Below are 21159 nucleotides of genomic sequence, written 5' to 3'. Positions count from 1 at the left end.
GCGCCAGGCCAAACCCAGTATAGTTAAGCCCAAAGAAAGGTGATGACAGTGAAGCGAGTTGTTTCGGGTATTAAGCCCACCGGAGAATTGACACTTGGAAATTACATAGGCGCGATGCGGCGCTGGGGACAGATGAGCGCCGACCCAAACCGCGAGCATTTCTTTTTTGTGCCCAATTTGCATGCGCTGACGGCGCGGCCGGAGCCGGAGGTGCTCCAGCGGGATAGCCGGTCGGCGGTGGCATGGCTGCTGGCGTGCGGAGTTGATCATGACCATTCGTACATCTTTATGCAGTCGCAGGTGCCGGCTCACTCGGAGCTGACGTGGATTTTGAACAACTACACCACTATCGGTGAGCTCAACCGGATGACGCAGTTTAAAGACCGGTCGCTCAAGAGCGGCGGTGCAGAGGGGCAGTTGGTGGGTTTGTACGACTACCCAGTACTGATGGCCGCGGATATTTTGCTGTATGACGCCGATGAGGTGCCGGTGGGCGAGGACCAGAAGCAGCACATTGAGCTGACGCGCGATATTGCGACGCGGTTTAACAACGTTCACGGTGAGACCTTTAAGGTGCCGGCGCCGACGGTACAGACCGAGGGGGCGCGGATTATGAACCTTCAGGACCCCACCAAGAAAATGAGCAAGAGTGATCTTGATGATTCCGGCAACATTTTGCTCAAAGATGACGAGGGGCTCATTGAGAAAAAGATTTTGCGAGCGGTGACAGATTCGGGCAGCGTGGTGGCGGCCGGCGCCGATAAACCGGCGTTGACCAATTTACTCGTGATTATGTCCGTGCTGAGCGAGAAGTCGGTGGCGGAACTGGAAGAAAAGTACGCCGGTTCGGGATACGGCGTCTTTAAGCGGGATTTGGCCGAAGAGGTGGTACGTACGCTTCGCCCCCTGCAGCACTTGTATGGGCAGCTGACCCATGAGGGCAACGAGAAGATTGATAAGGCGCTGGAGCACGGTTGGTGGCGGGCATCGGAGCTTGCGAACGCTAAGCTGGCGCAGGTGAAAGAAGTTCTCGGCCTGTTGTAATACGCTCGTGTGCTCTATTTTCTGGGTGGACGCATGATCTAAGGTTTTTGAGTACCCGTGAATAATTTGCTTTATTAGGGTAATATTTTACAATCTTTTTTCTGCAATCGAGAACGGCCTAAACTTTTGTGCATAAATGTTGTTAATATCTCTACATAGACCCGATTTCAGGGGAACAAAAATAGGGGGTTTATGGCGTTATTTTCCCTATCCTAAGTCATTTATGGGAGCAGGGCGCTAAATAACATAAGAATATTGACAATCTAAACTGCTTGTGCTAAGTTATGTTCAGTTCGTTGATAGTTTAGTTCTCATTGCTTTCTTCCGCACCCAGACGGTAGAGCGAACCCCGGTTAGAGGTATCCCCCTTATTTCTAATCCGGGTTTGCTCTACTGTCTCGACCAGAATGGTCACGGCCAGAAGACTCTTACTTTGGGCCCAAACCAAGGTATCGCGCAGAGTCATCGGGTTGCCGGAAGCACGCGGTTATGACCCATGGTCGTAGCCGAATGCTTCCGGCCACCCCATACGGGTTGGTGGGAAGTAATATGGATTCAGCTCGAAGCAATAGCCACAATAATTTGCGGTCGACTAATCCAACCACACAAAAATCTTTACTCCAAAACAAAAACGCACCACGTTGTTCATCAATCCTCATAAAGGAAAAACGCTATGCGCTCCACACGGGTAGAGATCGTTGCGGGGCGACTGGCGTCAATTACACACATGGATGCTTCAGATTTCGCCCCGTAACTCTGCACTTATTTTGCTGAACCGCTCAGATGCGGCCGCCGCGAGGCGCCCGCATCTGAGCGGTTTTTGGTTTGCGGTGGATGGTGGCGGGGTGAGATAATAGGGGAGACGTAAGCGTGAGTGATATGCGGTGACGGTGTTGGCGTGGATAACGGTTTTGATTATTGGGTCGCTGGCGGGAGCGATCGGTTTGGTGCTGAGCTTGATTGTGACGAATCCGGAGGCGGTGGGACCGCTTGGGGTGACGGTGTGGTTTGTGCTGCTTCTGCTGGTGCTGGCGTGCGGGTTGACCCTGGGCCTGTATGGGGCCAAGACGTATTTGAGGCTACATGCGACGGCTGCGGCGCGGCTGCGTTATTCGTGGCGGCAGGGGATGCTGGTGAGTGGTTGGCTGGTGGGGATGCTGAGTTTGAGCTCGTTGCACCAGCTGGGCGTGCTTGATGCTATACTACTGGGAATATTACTTGTGATCGTGGAAGTTTACGTGAGGCTTAGGTGGCCCTAGACGCAGCCGAAATCATGGAAAAAATTGCGGATGCTTCGAGCTTGAGTGAGCTTGAGCTGGTGCGTGTGGCGTATCTGGGGCGCAAGGGCGGCCTCACCGATGAGCTCAAGGCGGTGGGGGCGCTGCCGGCGGGGGAGAGGGCAGAGGCCGGCAAGCGGGCCAACGCGTTGCGGGAGGCGGTGGAGGCGGCGATGGCGGCTCGCGAGACGGAACTGGCTGCCGCAGTGGAGGCAATGGCGTTGGCTGAGCCGCTGGATGTGACGGCGCCGGGAGTTTGGCCGGTGTTGGGGCATCACCATCCGGTGAGCATGGTGCTTGATGAGCTGGTGGACTTGTTTTGGCAGATGGGGTATCAGGTGGCGGATGGTCCGGAGGTGGAGACCGAGTGGCATAACTTTGAGGCGCTTTTAGTGGGCAAGGACCACCCCGCGCGCGACATGCAGGATACATTCTATCTGGAAGAGGGGAATTTGCCGCGGACGCATACCTCGGGGATTCAGATTCGCTATATGCTTGAGCATCATGACGACTTCCCTATCCGGATCATTGCTCCGGGGAAGGTTTATCGCAATGAGGATGAGGATGCCCGGCATTCGTGGAGCTTTTATCAGATTGAGGGATTGGTGGTGGATGAGGGCATTAGCTTGGGTGACCTCAAGGGTACGCTTGAGCAAATGATGCGTGGAGTGCTGGGCGACGAGACGAAGGTACGACTGCGGTCGAATTATTTTCCTTATACTGAGCCAAGTGTTGAGATGGATGCAACATGTGTGATTTGTGGCGGCACTGGTTTGCGGGATGGCAAAGGGTGTCATTTGTGTAGTGGCACTGGTTGGCTTGAGCTGGGGGGTGCTGGCATGGTGCATCCGCAGGTGTTGCGCAATGTGGGGATCGACCCGGAGGTGTATAGCGGCTTTGCCTTTGGCTTTGGGCCGGAGAGGTTGGCAGCTATAAAGTATGGAGTGGATGACGTGCGCGAGTTTTGGCGACCCAACTTCAAGTTTTTGGAGCAGTTTCGATGAAGGTGACATCAACTTGGATCAAAGAATGCCTACGTCGCACAATGTTGAGTGACCGTCAAGTGGTTGAGGCGCTGGAGCGGGCTGGCATGGAGATTGAACAATTTATTACTTCAACCGAAATAGACAAAAGGGTAGTGACGGCTCTGGTTAAAAAAGTTGTTCAGCACCCGGGAGCCGATAGGCTTAAATTGGTCGAGGTAGAGACGAATGAGGGTAAATATGGCGTAGTATGTGGTGCCCCCAATGTTCGCGAGGGCATGCGAGTAGCATTTGCTCAAGTGGGTGCCGTGTTACCAGATGGCGAGCGGATTGCGAAGGCGAAATTGCGAGGTGAATATAGCGAGGGAATGTTGTGTAGCGAGCAGGAATTGGGTCTCGGGCAGAATCACGACGGACTGCTTGAGCTGCCCCCTACTGCGGGGCTTGGTGAGCCGGTGAGCTCACTCTACCCTGCCGAGTCGGTCATTGACCTTAAGACCCCGGCCAACCGCTGGGACGTTCAAAGCGTGTACGGATTGGCGCGCGAAGTGGCGGCAATGACTGATTCGACGCTGCTGCCCTTGACTCCCCCGCTGGTGGAGTTTGCGGATGCGAGCGGGGTTTTGGCGGCGAAGCCTGAGGCGGCTCGGTATATGGTGGCAAAGGTACGCGTGCGGCAGACGGCTGGCTCTCCCCTCTCGGTGGCGGCCCGGTTGCGAGCGGCTGGTGTGCGGTCGATTGGGCCGGTGGTGGACGTGACGAATTATGTGCTGCTGGAGACTGGGCAACCGCTGCACGCTTTTGACGCCGCCAAGGTGAAGCTCCCTATCGTCGTGCGGCGGGCTCGGGCTGGCGAAGAGCTGGTGACGCTCGATGGTGTACGGCGCACGCTGTCTGAGGCTGATTTGGTGATTGCTGACGGTTCGGGGCCGATTGCGCTGGCTGGGTTGATGGGCGGGCAGTCGACGGAGGTGTCGGGTGAGACCGAAGAGATTTTGCTGGAGGCGGCGGTGTTTGACGGCGCTACGGTGCGCAAGATGGCTCAGCGCCATGGGTTGCGTACGGAGGCAAGCGCGCGGTTTGAGCGAGCGCTGCCGGTGGTACTCCCCCCTCTGGGCTTGGCCCGCGCGGTGGAATTGCTGGGCGAGGTGGCTGAGGGCCAGTTAGTGCATACTTACGAAGCACCATATGCACATCCTTCGACTTGGAATATTGCACTAGCGGTACCGAAATTGGTGCGCACGGTGGGTTTTGGAATTACGCACAAAGAGGCCGTGGCGGCGCTGGCGCGGCTGGGAATTGAGGCGAAGGTTAAGGGCGAGGTGATCGAAGTGGCTGAGGTGCCATGGTGGCGGCCGGATTTGCGCGAGCCGGCTGATCTCGTAGAGGAAATTGTGCGCGTGATGGGTTACGAGCGCGTGCCGTCCACTATTCCCTCGTGGCGGCCGCGTCGGATTGAATTTGATCGGCAGAGAACGTGGCGGCGAAGGATTCGCGATACGCTGTGGGCTGCCGGCGGCTTCGAGGTAATGACGTACTCGTTTGTGTCGGCGCATCAGCTGGAACGGCTGGGACTGGACCTTGGCGAGCATTTGAAGCTCAAGAATCCGCTCTCGAGTGAGCAGGCGTATTTGCGGAGCAGCTTGTTGCCGAGTCATTTGACGACGCTGGAGCGCAACCGAATGTATGCCAAGGCAGTGACATTTTACGAGATTTCGAAGGTGTTTTTGAAGCGAAGCGCGGGTGATCAGCCGGACGAACCGGAGCGTTTGGCGGTGACCGTGTTGGACCCGGAGCGGGCTTACGCGGTGGCTAAGGGGTTGCTCGATGCGCTGGGCGACGCGCTCAATGTGGATGTGGTGGTGCGGCCGGCGCAGCATGCGGCCTATGTGAATGGGCGGTTTGGTGAAGTGCTGGTGGGCGACAAGGTGGTGGGGGGTATTGGGCAATTGCTGCCGAGCCACCTGCGCGCGCTCAAACTGGACGGCGAAGTGGCGCACTTGGAGCTTGACCTCGGTCCCCTGGTGGCGGCCAGCGGCACGCGAGCATATGTAGCGCCGGGGGTGTTTCCGGCGACGACGCGCGATATTGCGCTCGTGGTGCCGCGCGAGGTGTCGTGGCAGGCTGTGCGGGAAGCGGCGGCGGGTTGGGAGCTGACGTTTGTGGGTGATTATTATGGCGAGGGGTTGCCGCCGGGTCATAAGGGTATGACGATTCGAGTGAGGCTGGCACTCCCCGACCGCACGCCGACCGAGTCTGATGCGACGCAGCTCGAGGAGGCTGTCTTGGCTCGATTGCGCCACAAGGTGGGTGCGCAGCGCCGCGGCTAGCGGAGCGCATTTTGCTCTGTTTCAAATAAAGCGTTAGCGGTATACTAGCTCTATGCTGAGGCGGAGATTAGATCCTGAGCGGCACGGAAGCGCCGGTTTTACGTCGGTGACCCGGGTGGCCGCTATGGGCCTGGTAGTGGGTTTTTTTGCTGTGGGTATGCATATGGCTACCCAGGCTTACTACGATGGGCGGATGCTTCCGGGGGTGCGGGTGGCCGGCCATAATTTGAGCGGGCTAACGCTGGCTCAGGCGCGGATGGTGATTGCGAAGAATGTGGCGGCTTACCGGTTGAAGCTCGATGTGGCGGGCGACAAATATAACGTGGCGGCGGCTGACTTGGGGGTGACCTTCGATGTGGAGGCGACGCTTTCGAGTGCTTACAATTCGGGTCGTGAGAGCTGGTTGCCGCCGTTGCACCACGAGCCCCTGGAGCTGTCATACCGGCTCAATCGTGTCCAGCTCAATGCGTTTGCGACGAGTGTGTCAAACAAAATTGGTACTCCCCCGGTCGACGCGGCGGTGGTGGTGGCAGCTGGAGCGGTGACGACGGTGCCGGAAAAAAGCGGCTGGTCGATTGATCGGATTGGATTGGAGCGGCTGATTGAGGATGATGTGCGCTCCCCCGCCGGGGCGACCCTGGCGCTGAAGCCTCGCGAACAGCTGGCCGATATTCGGGTGCAGGCCCTGGCGCCGACGATTGAGCAAACCAGGCATTTGATGGCGGTGCCGGTGGTTTTGAGCTACCAGGGCCAGACGTTTACCCCTACTCCGGCCGAGATTGGTACTTGGATTGGGTTTGTGAAGCAGCCGGATGGGCTGGCTCATAAGTTGGTACCGCAGGTGGATACGGCTCGGTTGAAAAATTATGTGCAGGGTTTGGCCAATCGGCTGGACGTGGCGCCGACAAACAAAAAAGTGAATGTGGAGAACGGTGTTGCCAAGGTGGCTCAGGAGGGCGTCGAGGGGACGGCTATCGATCAGGATTCGATCACGGCGGCGGTGGCCGAGGCGGTGGGCAAGCAGACTCCCCTGACATTTGCGATTACCTCGCATGCGGTGCCGTTTAAGACGACCTCTACTACGCTCGTGAGTTTGGATTTGGGCCGGTACATCGAAATAAATCTGAGCAAGCAGCATTTGTGGGTATGGCAGGATCACCAGGTGATTTACGAATCACCGCTAACGAGTGGGGCTACGGGCGCTGGTTTGGGCACTGTTACAGGACTGTTTAGCATTTATTACAAAACGACGAATACTCATCTGGTGGGGTATCAATATGGGTATAATTACGACGTGCCAGTGAAGTACTGGATGCCCTTCTACTCTGGTTATGGCTTGCATGATGCGGTATGGCGGAACGGTAAATTTGGTGGGCCGGATTACTACTACGGCGGGTCGCATGGGTGTGTGAACTTGCCGGATGCGACGGCGGAATTCCTATACAATTGGTCGACGATCGGGACGCCGGTGTGGGTGCATAATTAGATTCTGAGGCGTTTTGGGTGCCGGCTACCAGTCTATTGCTCGGCCGAAACCGGCGCCGTTTTGTTCGTCGCTGAATAGGTCGTAGGCGTTGAAGAGAGGCGGGGTGTAATGGCGGCGGTTTGGCGGTAGACCCTGAGCGTTGTCTTCATTGGTTTCGGCCTTGATGGACTGATCGAGGCTATCAAAGGTGGTGGTTAGATCGAGACCGTATAGAGTGGCGATGTCCTTCCAGAGGATGTCGGGGTCGCCAAAGAAGATGGGTTCCTTCTCGGCCCTGGCCACTATCCGTTGCCACAGTGGAGTTTGGCGGATTTCAGCTTTTCGTTCACCCCAATCCGGCGCCGCGTCGCCAACGAGGCGAAAGATGGCAAGTTGACTGGAGCTGAACTGATCAGAGAGCATACCCCTATCGTGGGCCGCGCGAGCAACTCGCCTGATGGTGCTGATTTCGGCATTGCCACCGGTGAGGCGCATGGCGAGCTCGTAGGGTGAATGATTTGGCGGACCCTGGTAGCCAAGCTCGGCGCCAATTTGGGCTACGGCGTCGAGGTACCTGGCTCTGTCGGCGTCTTGAGAGTGGTCTAACTCTTGGGCTGTGACTGGGGGATGCTCGGATGGAGCTTCGGGAGTTGGCATAGCTTTTCTGCGTTATTGGGTTTCATTGTAGCAAAATCGGGCGGCCGCGGCAGGTTAGCACAAGCGCAATATATGGTATAATTGCGGGTAATGGATAGTCAATCACCCTCACCGAATATGCCGGCTGGAGGCGAGCGGCCGATGGGCCCGAGCCCGGAGCGTGCGATGCCGGCTGTGACCCCGGAGATGGCTGCGGGTGGCGAGCGGCCGGCGGCGGCTCCGGCGGGCGGCCAACCGGCGGCGCCGAAGCTGTCGGCGGCGGATGTGGCGGCGGCGATAGCGGCGACTCCGGCCGTGGGGGCGGCGCCGACTTCGGCCTCGGCGAATCCGGCGACGGCAGCGGATGTGGACGTGATTGAGCCTGAATGGGTTGATAAGGCCGAGGTAGTGATTCGAGATCACGCGGGTGATCCGTATGGTGAGGAAGAGGCGATCGAAGATTTGCAGCAGGATTATTTGCAAAAGCGTTATGGGATCAATGTAGCGGATCCGAACCCCGACGATACTAAGTCCAAAGGAGCGTAACGTCTTGGGCTGGAGGGTGCGGCGGTGAGCGTGATCTTGGTGATTGTGCTGATATTTTTCACGCTGGCCGGGGGCTTGGGCGCGGTGGCGTACTTTACGTATCAGAAGAAATTGCGGCGCGCTAAAGCGATTGAACGGGGTCTCAAGATGGTGCCCGTGCTGATTCATCTGCCGCCGCCCAGCTCGGATACGCAGGGCGAAAATCGTGATTTGCGCGAGATAATGCGCGAAAAGACTTCCCAGGCAGAGGTGCTCTATAACCTGCTAGCGGGCACGGCCACCGAAGGGTTTAAGAGTAGCTTCTATGGCCAGCGGCATATTGCGTTGGAGCTGATCGTGGTGGATGGTTTGGTGCACTTCTACGCCGCCGTGCCCGTGGCGCTGGTGAGCGTGGTGAAAAAGGCGGTGCAAACGGCGTATCCGGGCTCGCGGCTGGAGGAGGTGGAGGACCACAACATCTTCAATCAGGACGGGCGGCTGGCGGCGACTTTGGGTGGCGAGATGGTGCTCAAAACCGAGAGCGCGTATCCGATTGCGACATATGAGCAGCTGGAGCGTGATCCGATGGAGGCGTTGTTGACGACGGTATCGGCGCTGGAGAAGCAAGATGGGGTGGCGATACAGATTATGCTGCGGCCGGCCGGTAGTGGTTGGGTGAAAAAGTCGGTGGCGCTGGCTGATCGGATGCGTAAGGGCAAGAACAATGATCTGAAATTCTCGGCCTTGGATTTGGCTAAAGCGGCCGTGAAGGCGCCGGCGGAGCGGCGCGAAGAGGAGCGGGCCCGAAATGGTGGGCAAGCGGATGTTTCGCAGTTGCAGCTGGGCCAGGTTGACCGGATCGAGGAGAAAACCAAGCATCCGGGATTTGAGGTGCTGGTGCGGGTGATCGTGTCGACGGGTTCGGTGGTGCGTAGCCAGCAGCTCTTGCGCGACATTGCGACAACGTTTGCGTTGTTTGATAGCCCAGGGCTCAATGGATTTAAGTTTTTGCCGGCGCTGGATGTGCAGGGGTTGGTGACGGCGTTTATTTTTCGGTTTTTCCCCAATGAGCTGGCGAGCAATGTGCTGTCGAGCGCGGAGCTCGCGACGCTGTTTCATTTGCCGGATTCGCAGTTTACGCCCAGCGCCAGCGTGCAGCGCCAGCAGACGAAGCAGGTGGATGGGCCGGTGCAGTTGCCGACAACGGGGCTTATGTTTGGCTACAACGAGTTTCGGGGGGTGCGCAAGGAGATTCGGCTAAGTGCTGAAGATCGGCGCCGCCATAGCTACATTTTGGGTCAAACGGGTACGGGTAAATCGACCATGCTCGAAAACTTGGCAGTGCAGGATATGCAGGCTGGTAATGGCTTTGCGTTTATTGATCCGCACGGGGATAGCGCCGAGAAATTATTGGCGTTGGTGCCCAAGAGCCGAGCCGAGGATGTGATTTACTTTAACCCGGCCGATACGCAGTATCCGCTGGGGCTGAACCTGTTTGAGTTTACGGATCCGACCCAGAAGGATTTTTTGGTGCAAGAGACGATCGGCATGCTCTACAAATTGTACGACCCGGGGCACACGGGGATCATTGGTCCGCGGTATGAGCATTGGTACCGGAATGCAGCGTTGACGCTCATGAGCGACCCGAACGGGGCGACGTTCATTGAGATTCCGAAGGTGTTTACGGATACGGACTACTTGAAGCGGAAGTTTAAGTACCTCAAGGACCCGACGGTGATCGACTTCTGGACGAAGGAGATGGGGCAAACGAGCGACTACCACAAGAGTGAGATGCTCGGGTGGTTTGTGAGTAAGTTTGGGGCGTTCCAAAACAACGAGATGATGCGCAATATCATTGGGCAGACGAAGAGCTCATTTAACATTCGCGAGGTGATGGATCAGAAAAAGATTTTGATCGTGAACTTGAGTAAGGGGCGGATAGGGGAACTCAACTCGCAGCTGCTGGGTATGATCTTTGTGATTAAGTTCCAGGCGGCGGCGATGAGCCGTGCGGATATGCCGGAGGCAGAGCGGAGTGATTTTGCGCTGTACGTGGATGAGTTTCAGAATTTTTCGACCGATAGTTTTGCGAGCATTTTGAGCGAGGCGCGCAAGTACCGGCTGAATTTGATCGTGGCGAACCAATTCATCGGGCAGCTGAGTGATCCGATTCGGGATGCGGTGTTTGGGAACATTGGCACGATCGTGGCTCACCGGATGGGGCCGGAGGATGCGGAGTTTATGGTGAGGCAGTTTGCACCGGTGTTTGATGCGAGTGACCTCGTGAACATTCCCAACTACCATGCGGCGATGCGGCTGATGATTGGTGGGTTGCCGAGCCAGCCGTTTAGTATTGCGGACAGCGCGCCGATTGGAAACGTGAATGTGGAGCTAGGGCTAGCTATAAAGCAGTTGAGTGCGGCAAAATATGGGCATGATAAAGCGGTGGTGGAGGCAGATTTGATCGATCGATTGAGTTCGAAGCCGCCAGCGGCTGCGCCGGTTCCGGTTCCGGCGCCGGCGGCCGTGGCCATGCCTCCGGTCGCGGCGGCGGCCATGCCTCCGGTCGCGGCGGCTCCTGTCGCGCCCGTGGCGGCGCCGGCGGATGTGGCCATCCCTGCGGTCGGGGCGGCGCCGGCGGTCGCGCCGATGCCGCAGCCTCAGCCGCCGGTGGCCCCCGTGGTGATGCCCGCTCCGGTGGCGACCCCTGCCCCCGTGGCATTTCCGGCGCCTCCGGTTTCGGCGGCGGCGCAACTTGATCCGTTGGCGGCGCTGGCTTTGACGTCTGACTCGGCGTCAGCTGCTGCTGCACCCCCCCCGCCGCCGCCTGCCCCAGCGCCGGCTCCCGTGGGCCTTTCGGTGACTCCGCCTCCGATTGGTGCGCCGCCGGTTGATCTGCCGGCGCCGGGTGCGGGTGTGCCGCCGTTGCCGGTGGTAACCCCGCGGCCCGCGGTTCAGCCGCTGGATTTGGGTGCGGTGGCGCCGGCTTTTCGGGAGGCCGTGGCGCCGCCGGTGCAACAGCCTGTGGCGCCAATACCGGCAGCTCCGGCAAACGCAGCCGATGAATTGGCGCAACAAATTGCGGCGGCGGGTGATCGAGCGCAGGCTGCAGCGGCGGTTGCGCCGGCGGCTCCGGCTGTGACCGGTGCCGCCACGACTCCGCCTCCGATTGGAGCGCCACCGGTGGATCTGCCTGGAGACCCGAGGCCGGTGGCTGGAGTTTCGGTGCCTCCGGCTGGCGGGGGGACGTTGTCCATTAATGATATTACGGGAGGTGGCGGCCAGTCGGCCAGCCAGTCCGAGTCGCCGTCGTTGGGTGAAATTCCGTTGTTGGGTGAGGCGAGTAATCAGGCCTTTGTGGGCGATGGACAGCCGCTTGAGAATGATCCGTATGCGAATATTGATGTGCTGGGTGCAGCGGCGCCCGAGACTGCGCCACGTGTCGCTGAGGCGCCGGAGCCTCTGGTAGAGCCGGGGTTGGTGGGCGAGGGTGGGGCTTTGCCGGATGATCCCTATGCGGGGGTTGACGTGCTGGGTGCGGCGCCGGTGGTTCCGGCGGCTGCGCCCCCTCCGGCTGTTCCGGTCGTTCCCATTGCTCCGTCGGCTCCAGTAGCGGTGGCGGTTGCCCCTCAACCGGTGGTGCGTCCGGAGCCAGAGCCGCAGCCGGTGGTAGCCAGTGGGCCTCTGCCGGTGGTGCCGGTTGAGCCGGCCGCATTGTCTGTGCAGGAGCCGTTGCGCGCGCCGGAACCCGCGCCGCCGGTTGAGCCGCCGATGGTGGAGGCGCCGCCGGTATTACCGGCTGTTCAGGATACGCCGCCAGCGCCTGAGCCGATGGTGCCGGTTGAGGTTGCTGCGGCGGTTCCGGAGGAAGTTCAGACCCCGGTGATGCCAGTGGCGCCCGCAGCTTCTTCGGTGGCAATGGCTGAGCCGGCTCCGCGAACCCCAGTGCCCGAGCCGGTATCCCCGGCGGAGCCACAGCCGCCCGAGCCGTTGATTCACTTTGTGGATCCGGCGGCGGAATCATTGCTCAATAGCCCGGAGGCGCCAAGTGAGGAATCGGCGGCCGATGGTAAGCCTTCACTAAATGGTCTTCCGGAGGGAATTGCTTTGGTCGAGCCGGCGCCGGCGGAACCCGTGCCTGTACCTGAACCCCTACCCGCGCCCGTTGTAGCATCGCCGCCGGCGCCCGCGCCGGTTCAAGTTCCGGTGGGTCAGGCTGAGCTGGCGGCGAGTATTGCGAATACGGGGTCGGCTCAGCCTCCGGCAGTTCCGGTTTCTGCCCCGGCCTTGGCAAATGCATCGCAGGGTCTGGATGATGTGGTGAGTGTAGCGGAAAGTTTGCCGGAATCGATGGCGCCTCCGGCGGAGTCTCAGCACGATAATGCGGAGTCCGCGCCGACCCCTCAGTCGGTCGTGGAGGCGCCGGAGCATTCGGCGCCGCCTAAGCCGGTGCCGGCGGAACCAGTGCCGGCCGTGACGTCGTCGACACTCATCGTATCGGAGCCGGAGGCGCCGAAAGCAGAGGCTTTGGTGCTTGAAGGGTCGTCGCCGGAGGTTGAAAAAGCGCCGGCGACGACTAATGAGTTGTCGCCATCAGCCCAGATCGAGAAAGCGGAGCACGAAATTGATACGGTGATGAGTGCAGCTCTTATTCACCCTGAGGCTACGGCGGAACATCGGCGTTTGCCCGAGCCGGTGGCGGGACCTCGAATGGAAGATCAACCGGGCGGTGATCTTGAGCTCAATACTGCTCCGGGTGTGTCAACAGGGGCATCGGCTGCGAACGCTAGGACGGCGGCGCAGCACCACGGGCTGAAGGTTATTCAGCCACTAGAGCCGATTGAGTCGTCGAAGGAGCGGTTTGCGCGTGAGATAGCGGAGCTTAATCGCGAGACGGCGGGTACGGCGGCGCAGATTGTGAAAGGCCCGGCCGCTGCGGTTTCAGCGCCGGAACCTCAGCCGGTCTCGGCCTCGCCGGCGGTGAATCAAACTCCGCCACCGACCCCAGCGCCGGCCGTGGCATCTCCCGCGAAGGCGCCGGCAGAGCCGAAGCGGCCGGTCCCGGCGGCTTCGGTGGAGCCACCGGTAGCACCAGCGGTACCGGCGGTGGAGGCTGATGCGCCGGCCATCATTAAGCATGCGGGGGCTATGGTTCTCTCGCCGGAGCCACCGCCGGCTTCAGCGGCTGCCGATGAGGACGAGGGATTGCCGCAAGCGCAGTCATTGGCGGCGGACGATGTGGCCAAGGCCCGCGCGGAGCGTCAAGCGACGGCGGTGATGGCTCGCAACCCCGAACCACCCGTGGGCGTAGCGCGCCCGGAGGAGACGGCCGAGCCTGTCGTGAATCGGAAGCCCGCGGCCGCTGAGAGCGCGGCCGCTCCGGCCGGCTCAGCTGACGGTGGTAGTCGCAATGCGCCGCGTCGGCGTCATCGGGGCGGGCGTGGTCGCGAGAAGCCGGCGGAGGTGATTGTCAGCAAGGCTGAGGCCGAGCACAACCAGCCGACGGCTGCGGCTAGGGAAGCGGGTTCGATGACCGGTAAGCTTATCCTGCCCACCGGTGAGAAGCCGGCGGCGGAACTTGATAAGCCAAAGGAAGAGAAGCCCAAAAAATTAGCCCCTGGTGAGGTGTACGTGGATGAGCAGGGTAATGTGGTGATCGGCTAAGAAAGCAGCAGGGAGAGTCGATCGGCGACGCGTTAGCGGCGGCGCAGGCCGCGCCACAGCCCCTCGAGGACGAGCCCGAGTACAGCGCCGACGATGAACGAGAAGATCAGTTCCGAGCCAGACAGCGCAAAGCCGTAATGCCGGGCAATGAGATAGAATGCGCTCCCGACAATGAGGGCCGTCCAGGTGGCGCCCAGGAGCACTGAGGGGCGGGCGACGGTCTTTTCGAGGGCTTCGCTGGCGGTTTCGATGGCGGGGGTGTGGATGACCTTGCTGAAACTGCGGCTGATGGGGCGCAGGTGACGTTGCATACTCGCGACAGTTTGGGCGTAATTGAGATGCTGATTGAGGAACGGCAGCTGGCGACCGGTGTGAGGGGTTTCGGTTTCTGAAGTGTTGTTCGGCTCGGGCTCGGCGGCGTGGATCTCGATGGCTTCGCGCGCTTTTTCGGCTGCTCGCTCGGCCCGTTTTTCGGCATGGGCGGCGGGGTCGTGTTCGGCGGCGGTTTCGCGGATTTCGGCGAGACGCTCGGCGCGAGCGGCTTCGAGCTCGGCTGCGGCTTGTTCGTTGCGTTCACCGCCAGATGAAATACGTTCACTCGACATTACTGGGTTCCTCCTTGGAATTCGCCGCGTAGTAATTTGATTTCGGTGAGGAGTTGGCGGTTGCGGAAGTAGAAGAAGAGACTGAGCCCGCTCACGAGGAGTACGACGAGGGTGCTGGTGGCGCCACCCGTGTCTGGGAGGGTAGCGGCGGCGATTTCAACTTGCTTGGCGGGTGGGGGAGTGAGGGTGATCTGGACGGTGGTGCCGTAGACGTTGTCGAGGCGGAGGTCGAAGGAATTTTTGTCGGAGATGCCGACGGGAGTGGTGGGGATGGGGTCTTTGATTTTGACCGTGAAGGTGGTCACGAGGGTGGCGTCGGGGGCAATGGACTGCGCCGGCCACGTGAGTACGCCGTCGGTGAGGGTGGCCCCGGTGAGGTCGGTAACGTCGGCGTATTCGAGCACATCGGTAATGTGTTCCACGACGGTGTAGTCGCCAGCGCTGCCGCCGATATTTTTGGTGCTGAGGTGGTATTTGACGAGGTCACCGGCACCTGCGGGCTTGGTGACGGCGTCGATGTTTTGGGTGAGGTTGAGGGCAGATTTGGCCTTGGTGAAGCTCGGCGGAATGGCAGCGGTAGTAATGGTGGCGCTGCAGGCGCTGGTGACGGCAGTGGTGGCGCCCAACGAGCCTTTGACGCGCATGGTGGCGACGAAACTGCCGGCTGTGGTGTAGGTATGACTAGCGGCGGGAGCGGCGCTCGTGGCGGTGGGGCTATTGTCGCCGAAATCGAAGCTGTAGGAGGCCACGGTTTGGCCGGTAGCGGTGCCGGAGCCGGTGTAATTTACCTTCAGCGGCACATCGCCCGAAGTGGTGCTGGGGGTGAGTTTGACACAGGCTAGCGTGGGCGTGTTGGGTTTGGGTGTTGGCGTGGGCTTTGGGGTGGGGGTCGGTGTAGGTTTGGGAGTTGGCTTGGGTGTCGGTTTGGGGGTGGGGGTTGGGGTTGGTGGGTAAGTTTTGCTGATAATATTGCCGCAGTGGAACATGACGGCAAAATAGCTGCCGTCGCGTGAGCGGGTGCCTTGGAGTACGTCGTAGTTTGAGCCGTTGTAAACATTGGAGCCGGTATCCCATTGGTACAGGGGCTGCATCCAATAGGTGTGGGTCCCGATGGTGACTTCGTAGTCGCTGGCGGAGTGCTGGCTGCGGCCGATAGATTTGAGGGTGCGATCCTTGGTGTTGACCGTGGCTTTTTTGGTGTTTTGGAGGTCGGCACGGCTGATGCCGAGGCGGTTGTAGATAGCCTGGAGCTCAGCGCTCTCGTCGTAGCGGTTGAGAAGGTCGGCCTGGGAGACGATGCCGCCGTGGATGATGTCGCTCGGGGAGGCGGCGTTGGAGGGGGTGGGCGGGCCGAGTACGACGGCACTTTGGAGGCCCACCAGCAGCACGCCGGCGATCACGGTGAACGTGCGTGTGACACGTTCCTTGCCCAGGCGACGCGCGTAGAACGTCAGCTGGCTGACGGCACTCGGTGATAGCGAGAGCTGAGAAACGATCTTTCTAAACATTAGCGCAATTGTACGGCTTCGAGGCTGATCTGGCAAACGAGGGTGGTTATTTGCTCCAGATAGTCACGGGCGGTATAATGGGGGTAAAGCCGAGCCAAAAGCTCCCTTTTTGTTGAGATAATTGTAGGTGGTTGCACTCCGAGATGGCAGATAAAACACAATACGGTGCCGATCAGATTCAGGTGCTCGAAGGGCTCGATCCGGTTCGCAAGCGTCCGGGTATGTATATTGGTGGGACGGGGGTCGAGGGGCTCCATCACTTGGTGTGGGAAATCGTCAACAACTCGATTGACGAGGTGATGGCGAGCCGCGCTACGAGCGTGGATGTGACATTGCTGGCCGACGGTGGGGTGCGCGTAGTGGATGACGGCGCCGGCATTCCCGTTGACAAGCACAAAACTGGCTCACAGGCTGGCAAAAGCGCGCTCGAGACGGTGCTGACGGTGCTGCACGCCGGCGGCAAATTTGGCGGCGGTGGGTACAAGGTGAGTGGTGGTTTGCACGGTGTGGGCATTAGCGTGGTCAACGCGCTGAGTACCCGACTCGTGGCTGAGGTGCGCCGTGATGGCAAATTGTACCGGCAAGAATACGAGGGTGGAGTGCCGCAGAGCGACGTGAAGGTGGTAGGTAAATACGAGACGGGCGGGACGGGTACGACGATTACGTTTTGGCCGGATGCGGCAATTTTTGAAACCGTTGAGCTCAATTATGATGATATTTTGGAGTACTTGCGTCGGCAGGCGTATCTCACGAAGGGCGCGCGGGCCAAAATTAGCGACGAGAAAACTGGCAGGCAATACGGGTTTTACTTTGAGGGTGGGATTCGCAGCTATGTGCAGCATATGAATCGCGGCAAGGCCCCTATCAATGAGCCGCCGTTTTACGCCCAGAAGACAGTGGGCGACACTGAGGTGGAGATTGCACTGCAGTATAACGATTCGTACACCGAGACGGCGAAGTACTTTGCCAATAACATTCCCAACCCCGAAGGCGGCACGCACTCCGAGGGCTTTCGCCGGGCGCTGACGCGGAGCGTGAATGATTATGCGCGCAAGAACGGGTTGCTTAAAGACAACGAAGAGAACTTGACGGGCGAGGACGTCCGCGAGGGCATTACCGTGGTGATTTCGGTGCGATTGCCCGATCCGCAGTTTGAAGGCCAAACGAAGGCCAAGCTGGGGAACCCGGAAATTCGCGGGTATGTAGAGCAGGTGTTTTCGGAGATGTTTAATTACTATCTGGAAGAAAACCCCTCGGAGGCCAAAAAAATCGTGGGCAAGGCGGCGCTGAGCGCGCGGGCGCGCATGGCGGCCCGGGCGGCGCGCGATACGGTGATTCGCAAGGGCGCGCTCGATGGCATGACCCTGCCGGGCAAGCTGGCTGACTGCCGTACGCGGGATTCGACGCGTTCGGAGCTGTACATCGTGGAGGGTGATTCGGCCGGTGGTAGTGCCAAGGGTGGTCGCGATAGCGAATTCCAGGCGATTTTGCCGCTGCGGGGCAAAATTCTGAATGTGGAGCGCGCCCGGCTTGACCGCATGCTGGCCAATAATGAGATCAAGAACATCATCATCGCGCTGGGAACGGGGATTGCGGAGCAATTTGAGCTGGGTAAGCTGCGTTACGGCCGCATTATTATTATGACCGACGCTGATGTGGACGGGGCGCATATTCGCACGCTGCTGCTGACGTTTTTCTACCGTCATATGCCCGATATTATTGAGGGTGGGCATCTTTATATCGCGCAACCGCCACTGTATGGACTGCAGGCTGGCCGCAAGAAAATCTACGCCTACGATGAGCTGGAGCGCGACGCCATCATCGACCGGTTGATCGAGGCCAAAACGGGCAAAAAGGCCGAGGGTGAAGAGATGGCGGCCGAAGCGGTCGCGGCCGAGGACGACGTGGTGTCGACCGAGGGCGAGACCGCTACCGAGGAGGCGCCCGAGGTGGCGGCTGGGGCTGTGGTGGTGGAAGAAGAGGATGAGACGAGCGCTTCGGACGAAGAGAAGCAGCGCCTGAAGGCAGCCGGCGTGAGCGGCGTGCAGCGCTACAAGGGTTTGGGTGAGATGAATGCCGACCAACTGTGGGAGACCACCATGGATCCGGGTAACCGCGTGTTGCTGAAGGTGAATGTGGAAGACGCCGAGCGGGCTGATGCCATCTTCAACAAGCTCATGGGCGAGGAAGTATTGCTGCGCAAGAACTTTATTTCATCGCGGGCGACGACATTATCAGCTGACGATCTAGACGTATAAGGGAACTGGCATGGACGAAGAGCAAATCGAAAACCTAGAAAATCCGGAAGAAGAGCCCGAAGTCATCAAGACCGACATCGGCACGGTGCGGATGCAAAAACTCGAGACCGAGATGGAAACGAGCTATTTGGCGTATGCGATGTCGGTGATTGTGTCGCGGGCGCTGCCAGATGTGCGCGATGGATTAAAGCCCGTGCATAGGCGAATTCTCTATGTGATGAATAATTTGGGCCTGCGGCATACGGCCAAATATCGCAAGAGCGCGTCGGTAGTGGGTGATGTGATGGGTAATTACCACCCGCACGGCGACAGTGCTATTTACGACGCCATGGTGCGTATGGCGCAGGATTTTTCGATGCGCTACCCGCTGGTGGATGGCCAGGGTAACTTTGGCTCAATGGACGGCGACTCGCCGGCCGCCATGCGCTATACCGAGGCGCGGATGGCGGGGATTGCCGAGGAGATGCTCTTCGATATCGAAAAAGACACGGTGGACTTCGTGCCCAACTATGACGGCTCAAAGAAGCAGCCGTCGGTGTTGCCGGCCAAGCTGCCAAACCTTTTGCTCAACGGCCAGATGGGTATCGCCGTGGGCATGGCTACCAACATTCCGCCGCACAATTTGAGCGAGCTGGTAGACGCGATCGTGATGATCATCGACAAAGAAGATGTGACGCTCGACGACCTACTGACCTGCGTGAAAGGTCCGGATTTTCCGACCGGCGGCATTATTTTTGGCAATGATTCGATTCGGCAGGCGTATGGTACAGGCAAGGGCAGTGTGGTGGTGCGGGCCAAGGCGGAGATCAAGGAAGACAAAAAGGGTCACGAGTCGATTGTGATCACCGAGATTCCCTACGCCGTGAACCGCGCTACGATGGTGGAGAAAATTGCCGAGCTGGTGAAAGACAAGCGCGTGGTGGGCATTAGCGACTTGCGCGACGAAAGCAACCGCCATGGTACGAAGGTGGTGATTGACCTCAAGAAAGACAGCTACCCGAAGAAAGTGCTCAACCAGCTCTATAAGCTGACGCCGATGCAGACGGCTTTCCACCTGAACATGCTGGCGTTGGTGGACAACGGCCGTCAGCCGCGGGTGCTGAGCCTGGAAATGATGCTGCGCGAATACCTGAAGCACCGGCAGATTGTGGTGCGGCGGCGTACGGAGTTTGAGCTTCGCAAAGCCAAGGATCGGGCGCACATCCTGGAAGGGTTCAAGCTGGCGCTGGATCACATCGATGAGGTCATCAAAGTGATTCGGGCTTCGCAGACGACCGATGAGGCGCGTACGAATTTGATGGAGCGGTTTAAGCTCAGCGAGATTCAGGCCAAGGCGATCTTGGGTATGCAGCTGCGGTCGCTGGCGGGCCTGGAGCGCCAACGCATCGAAGACGAGCTGGCAGAGCTGCGCAAGCTGATTGCTGAGCTGGAGAAGATTTTGGCTAGCGAAAGCGAGATTTTGCGAGTGATTCGAGAGGAGCTGGAAGAGATCAAGGCCAAATATGGCGACGACCGGCGCACACAGATTGTGGGAAGTGAATTGGGCAAGTTCTCGGAAGAGGAGCTGGTGCCAAACGAACAAGTCATTGTCACGCTTACAACGGGCAATTATATCAAGCGCATTCCGGCGAACACTTACAAGAGTCAGGGCCGTGGCGGTAAGGGCATTATGGGTATGACCACCAAAGAAGAAGATGTGGTGGAGCACCTACTCCTGACGCAAAACCACGACTACATGCTGTTCTTTACCAATAAAGGCCGGGTATTCCGCCTGAAGGTTTACGAAATTCCGGCAGCTTCGCGAACGGCCAAAGGCCAGCCGGTGGTGAATCTGCTGCAGCTGGGACAAGGCGAAAAGGTGACGTCGCTTGTGACATTTGATAGCAAAGTGGACCATTTGTATTTGTTTATGGCGACCAAGCTGGGAACCGTGAAGAAGACGCCCTTGGCGGATTACGCGAATGTGCGGGCGAATGGTTTGATTGCGATCAAGCTGGACGACGGCGATGAGCTGAAATGGGTGAAGCTGACGAGTGGCAAAGACGAGATTATTATTTCGACGGCGTTGGCGCAGGCGATTCGGTTTAAGGAGAGTGAAGTGCGGCCGATGGGCCGGGCAACGCGCGGCGTGCGGGGTATTCGACTGCGTAGCGGTGATACTGCGGTGGGCATGGATGTGGTACGCGCCGGTATGGAGATGCTGGTGGTGATGGAAAACGGCTACGGCAAGCGCACCAAGGTGGATCAATTTGCGACGCATGCGCGTGGCGGCGTAGGCATTAAGGCGGGCGTGGTGACGGCCAAGACCGGTAAGACGGTGGACGTGCGGGGGATTAGTGATCCGCGCAATGAGGTGGTGGTGGTGAGTACCCAGGGTCAGGTGATCCGGATGGCGCTGGCCAACATTTCGCTCATCGGCCGGGCGACTCAGGGCGTGCGGGTGATGCGGATGGCTGAGGACGATAAGGTGGCGTCGGTGGCGCTGGTGGGCGAGACTGAGCTTGAGGATGCTGTGGCGGTGACTGAGCCTGAGTCGGCTGAGTAGCTTTTACTTTCGGGGCTAGTAATTGTTCCAGCGCGACCATCCGCCGGCTACGTATCTGTTGTTGAGATACGAGCCTGAGGGCGAAGAGTCGTACGTATTTATAGTTAAACTCACAATAAATAAGTTAATTTTTATTTAATCTTTTGTTAATACATCCAATGTTGGGCATCAGACATAGGGCTAATGTTGGGTATGTGTCAGTTGCACTGATGGTTCTACGTTCACTATTGATCGAGGGGTTGCATGAGGTTAGCAAAGTCAGTAGAGGTCCTTCTTAGCCTTGCCGCTAGTGGCGGTTTGGCGGTAGTTTTGAGTGGTA

12 protein-coding genes are annotated in these 21159 nt (G+C 59.0%); 9 read left to right on the top strand and 3 right to left on the bottom strand.

Features of this window, described 5'->3' with window-relative positions; translation table 11 throughout:
• Positions 1–42 precede the first annotated feature (42 nt).
• The 5 genes from trpS (at position 43) to VMT30_00930 (ending at position 7120) form a co-directional block, all read left to right on the top strand.
• Positions 43–1044 (top strand): tryptophan--tRNA ligase, encoded by a 1002-nt coding sequence (gene trpS, locus VMT30_00950; protein HVQ43518.1) that lies wholly within the window; start codon positions 43–45, stop codon positions 1042–1044.
• 884 nt (positions 1045–1928) lie between these two features.
• Positions 1929–2303, top strand: coding sequence for a hypothetical protein (locus VMT30_00945; GenBank protein HVQ43517.1), 375 nt, complete (start codon positions 1929–1931; stop codon positions 2301–2303).
• A gap of 14 nt (positions 2304–2317) precedes the next feature.
• On the top strand, positions 2318–3325 hold the full coding sequence (gene pheS / locus VMT30_00940) for a phenylalanine--tRNA ligase subunit alpha (GenBank protein ID HVQ43516.1): 1008 nt from the start codon (positions 2318–2320) through the stop codon (positions 3323–3325).
• Positions 3322–5634 (top strand): phenylalanine--tRNA ligase subunit beta, encoded by a 2313-nt coding sequence (gene pheT, locus VMT30_00935; protein HVQ43515.1) that lies wholly within the window; start codon positions 3322–3324, stop codon positions 5632–5634. Before pheS ends, pheT begins: the two co-directional genes overlap by 4 nt.
• A gap of 52 nt (positions 5635–5686) precedes the next feature.
• On the top strand, positions 5687–7120 hold the full coding sequence (locus VMT30_00930; GenBank protein HVQ43514.1) for a peptidoglycan binding domain-containing protein: 1434 nt from the start codon (positions 5687–5689) through the stop codon (positions 7118–7120).
• Positions 7121–7144: 24 nt separating this feature from the next.
• Here the strand turns inward: VMT30_00930 and VMT30_00925 are convergent, their stop codons facing one another.
• The gene (locus tag VMT30_00925) at positions 7145–7756 is read right to left on the bottom strand and encodes a hypothetical protein (protein ID HVQ43513.1); all 612 of its coding nucleotides are present in this window, start codon (positions 7754–7756) and stop codon (positions 7145–7147) included.
• Between the two features lie 90 nt (positions 7757–7846).
• Here VMT30_00925 and VMT30_00920 point away from each other — a divergent pair, with 90 nt between their 5' ends.
• Positions 7847–8281, top strand: a complete 435-nt coding sequence (locus tag VMT30_00920) for a hypothetical protein (GenBank protein HVQ43512.1) — start codon at positions 7847–7849, stop codon at positions 8279–8281.
• A 24-nt stretch (positions 8282–8305) separates the two neighbouring features.
• Positions 8306–13924, top strand: a complete 5619-nt coding sequence (locus tag VMT30_00915) for a hypothetical protein (protein ID HVQ43511.1) — start codon at positions 8306–8308, stop codon at positions 13922–13924.
• Positions 13925–13956: 32 nt separating this feature from the next.
• On the opposite strand, the gene VMT30_00910 is transcribed toward VMT30_00915, so the two are convergent.
• Both VMT30_00910 and VMT30_00905 read right to left on the bottom strand, forming a co-directional pair.
• Positions 13957–14529: a hypothetical protein gene (locus VMT30_00910; protein HVQ43510.1), complete on the bottom strand. Its 573-nt coding sequence runs from the start codon at positions 14527–14529 to the stop codon at positions 13957–13959.
• The gene (locus tag VMT30_00905; protein ID HVQ43509.1) at positions 14529–16037 is read right to left on the bottom strand and encodes a PKD domain-containing protein; all 1509 of its coding nucleotides are present in this window, start codon (positions 16035–16037) and stop codon (positions 14529–14531) included. Before VMT30_00905 ends, VMT30_00910 begins: the two co-directional genes overlap by 1 nt.
• Positions 16038–16180: 143 nt before the next feature.
• Between VMT30_00905 and gyrB the strand changes: the two genes are divergently transcribed.
• Positions 16181–18295 (top strand): DNA topoisomerase (ATP-hydrolyzing) subunit B, encoded by a 2115-nt coding sequence (gene gyrB / locus VMT30_00900; GenBank protein HVQ43508.1) that lies wholly within the window; start codon positions 16181–16183, stop codon positions 18293–18295.
• Between the two features lie 10 nt (positions 18296–18305).
• Positions 18306–20840, top strand: coding sequence for a DNA gyrase subunit A (gene gyrA, locus VMT30_00895; protein ID HVQ43507.1), 2535 nt, complete (start codon positions 18306–18308; stop codon positions 20838–20840).
• The last annotated feature ends 319 nt before the right edge of the window (positions 20841–21159 follow it).

The sequence above is a fragment of the Candidatus Saccharimonadia bacterium genome (genome assembly GCA_035544015.1).
Taxonomy (GTDB): domain Bacteria; phylum Patescibacteriota; class Saccharimonadia; order UBA4664; family UBA4664; genus UBA5169.
Note: the sequence above shows the minus strand (reverse complement) of the source record. Positions and strands in the feature narration are given on the sequence as shown.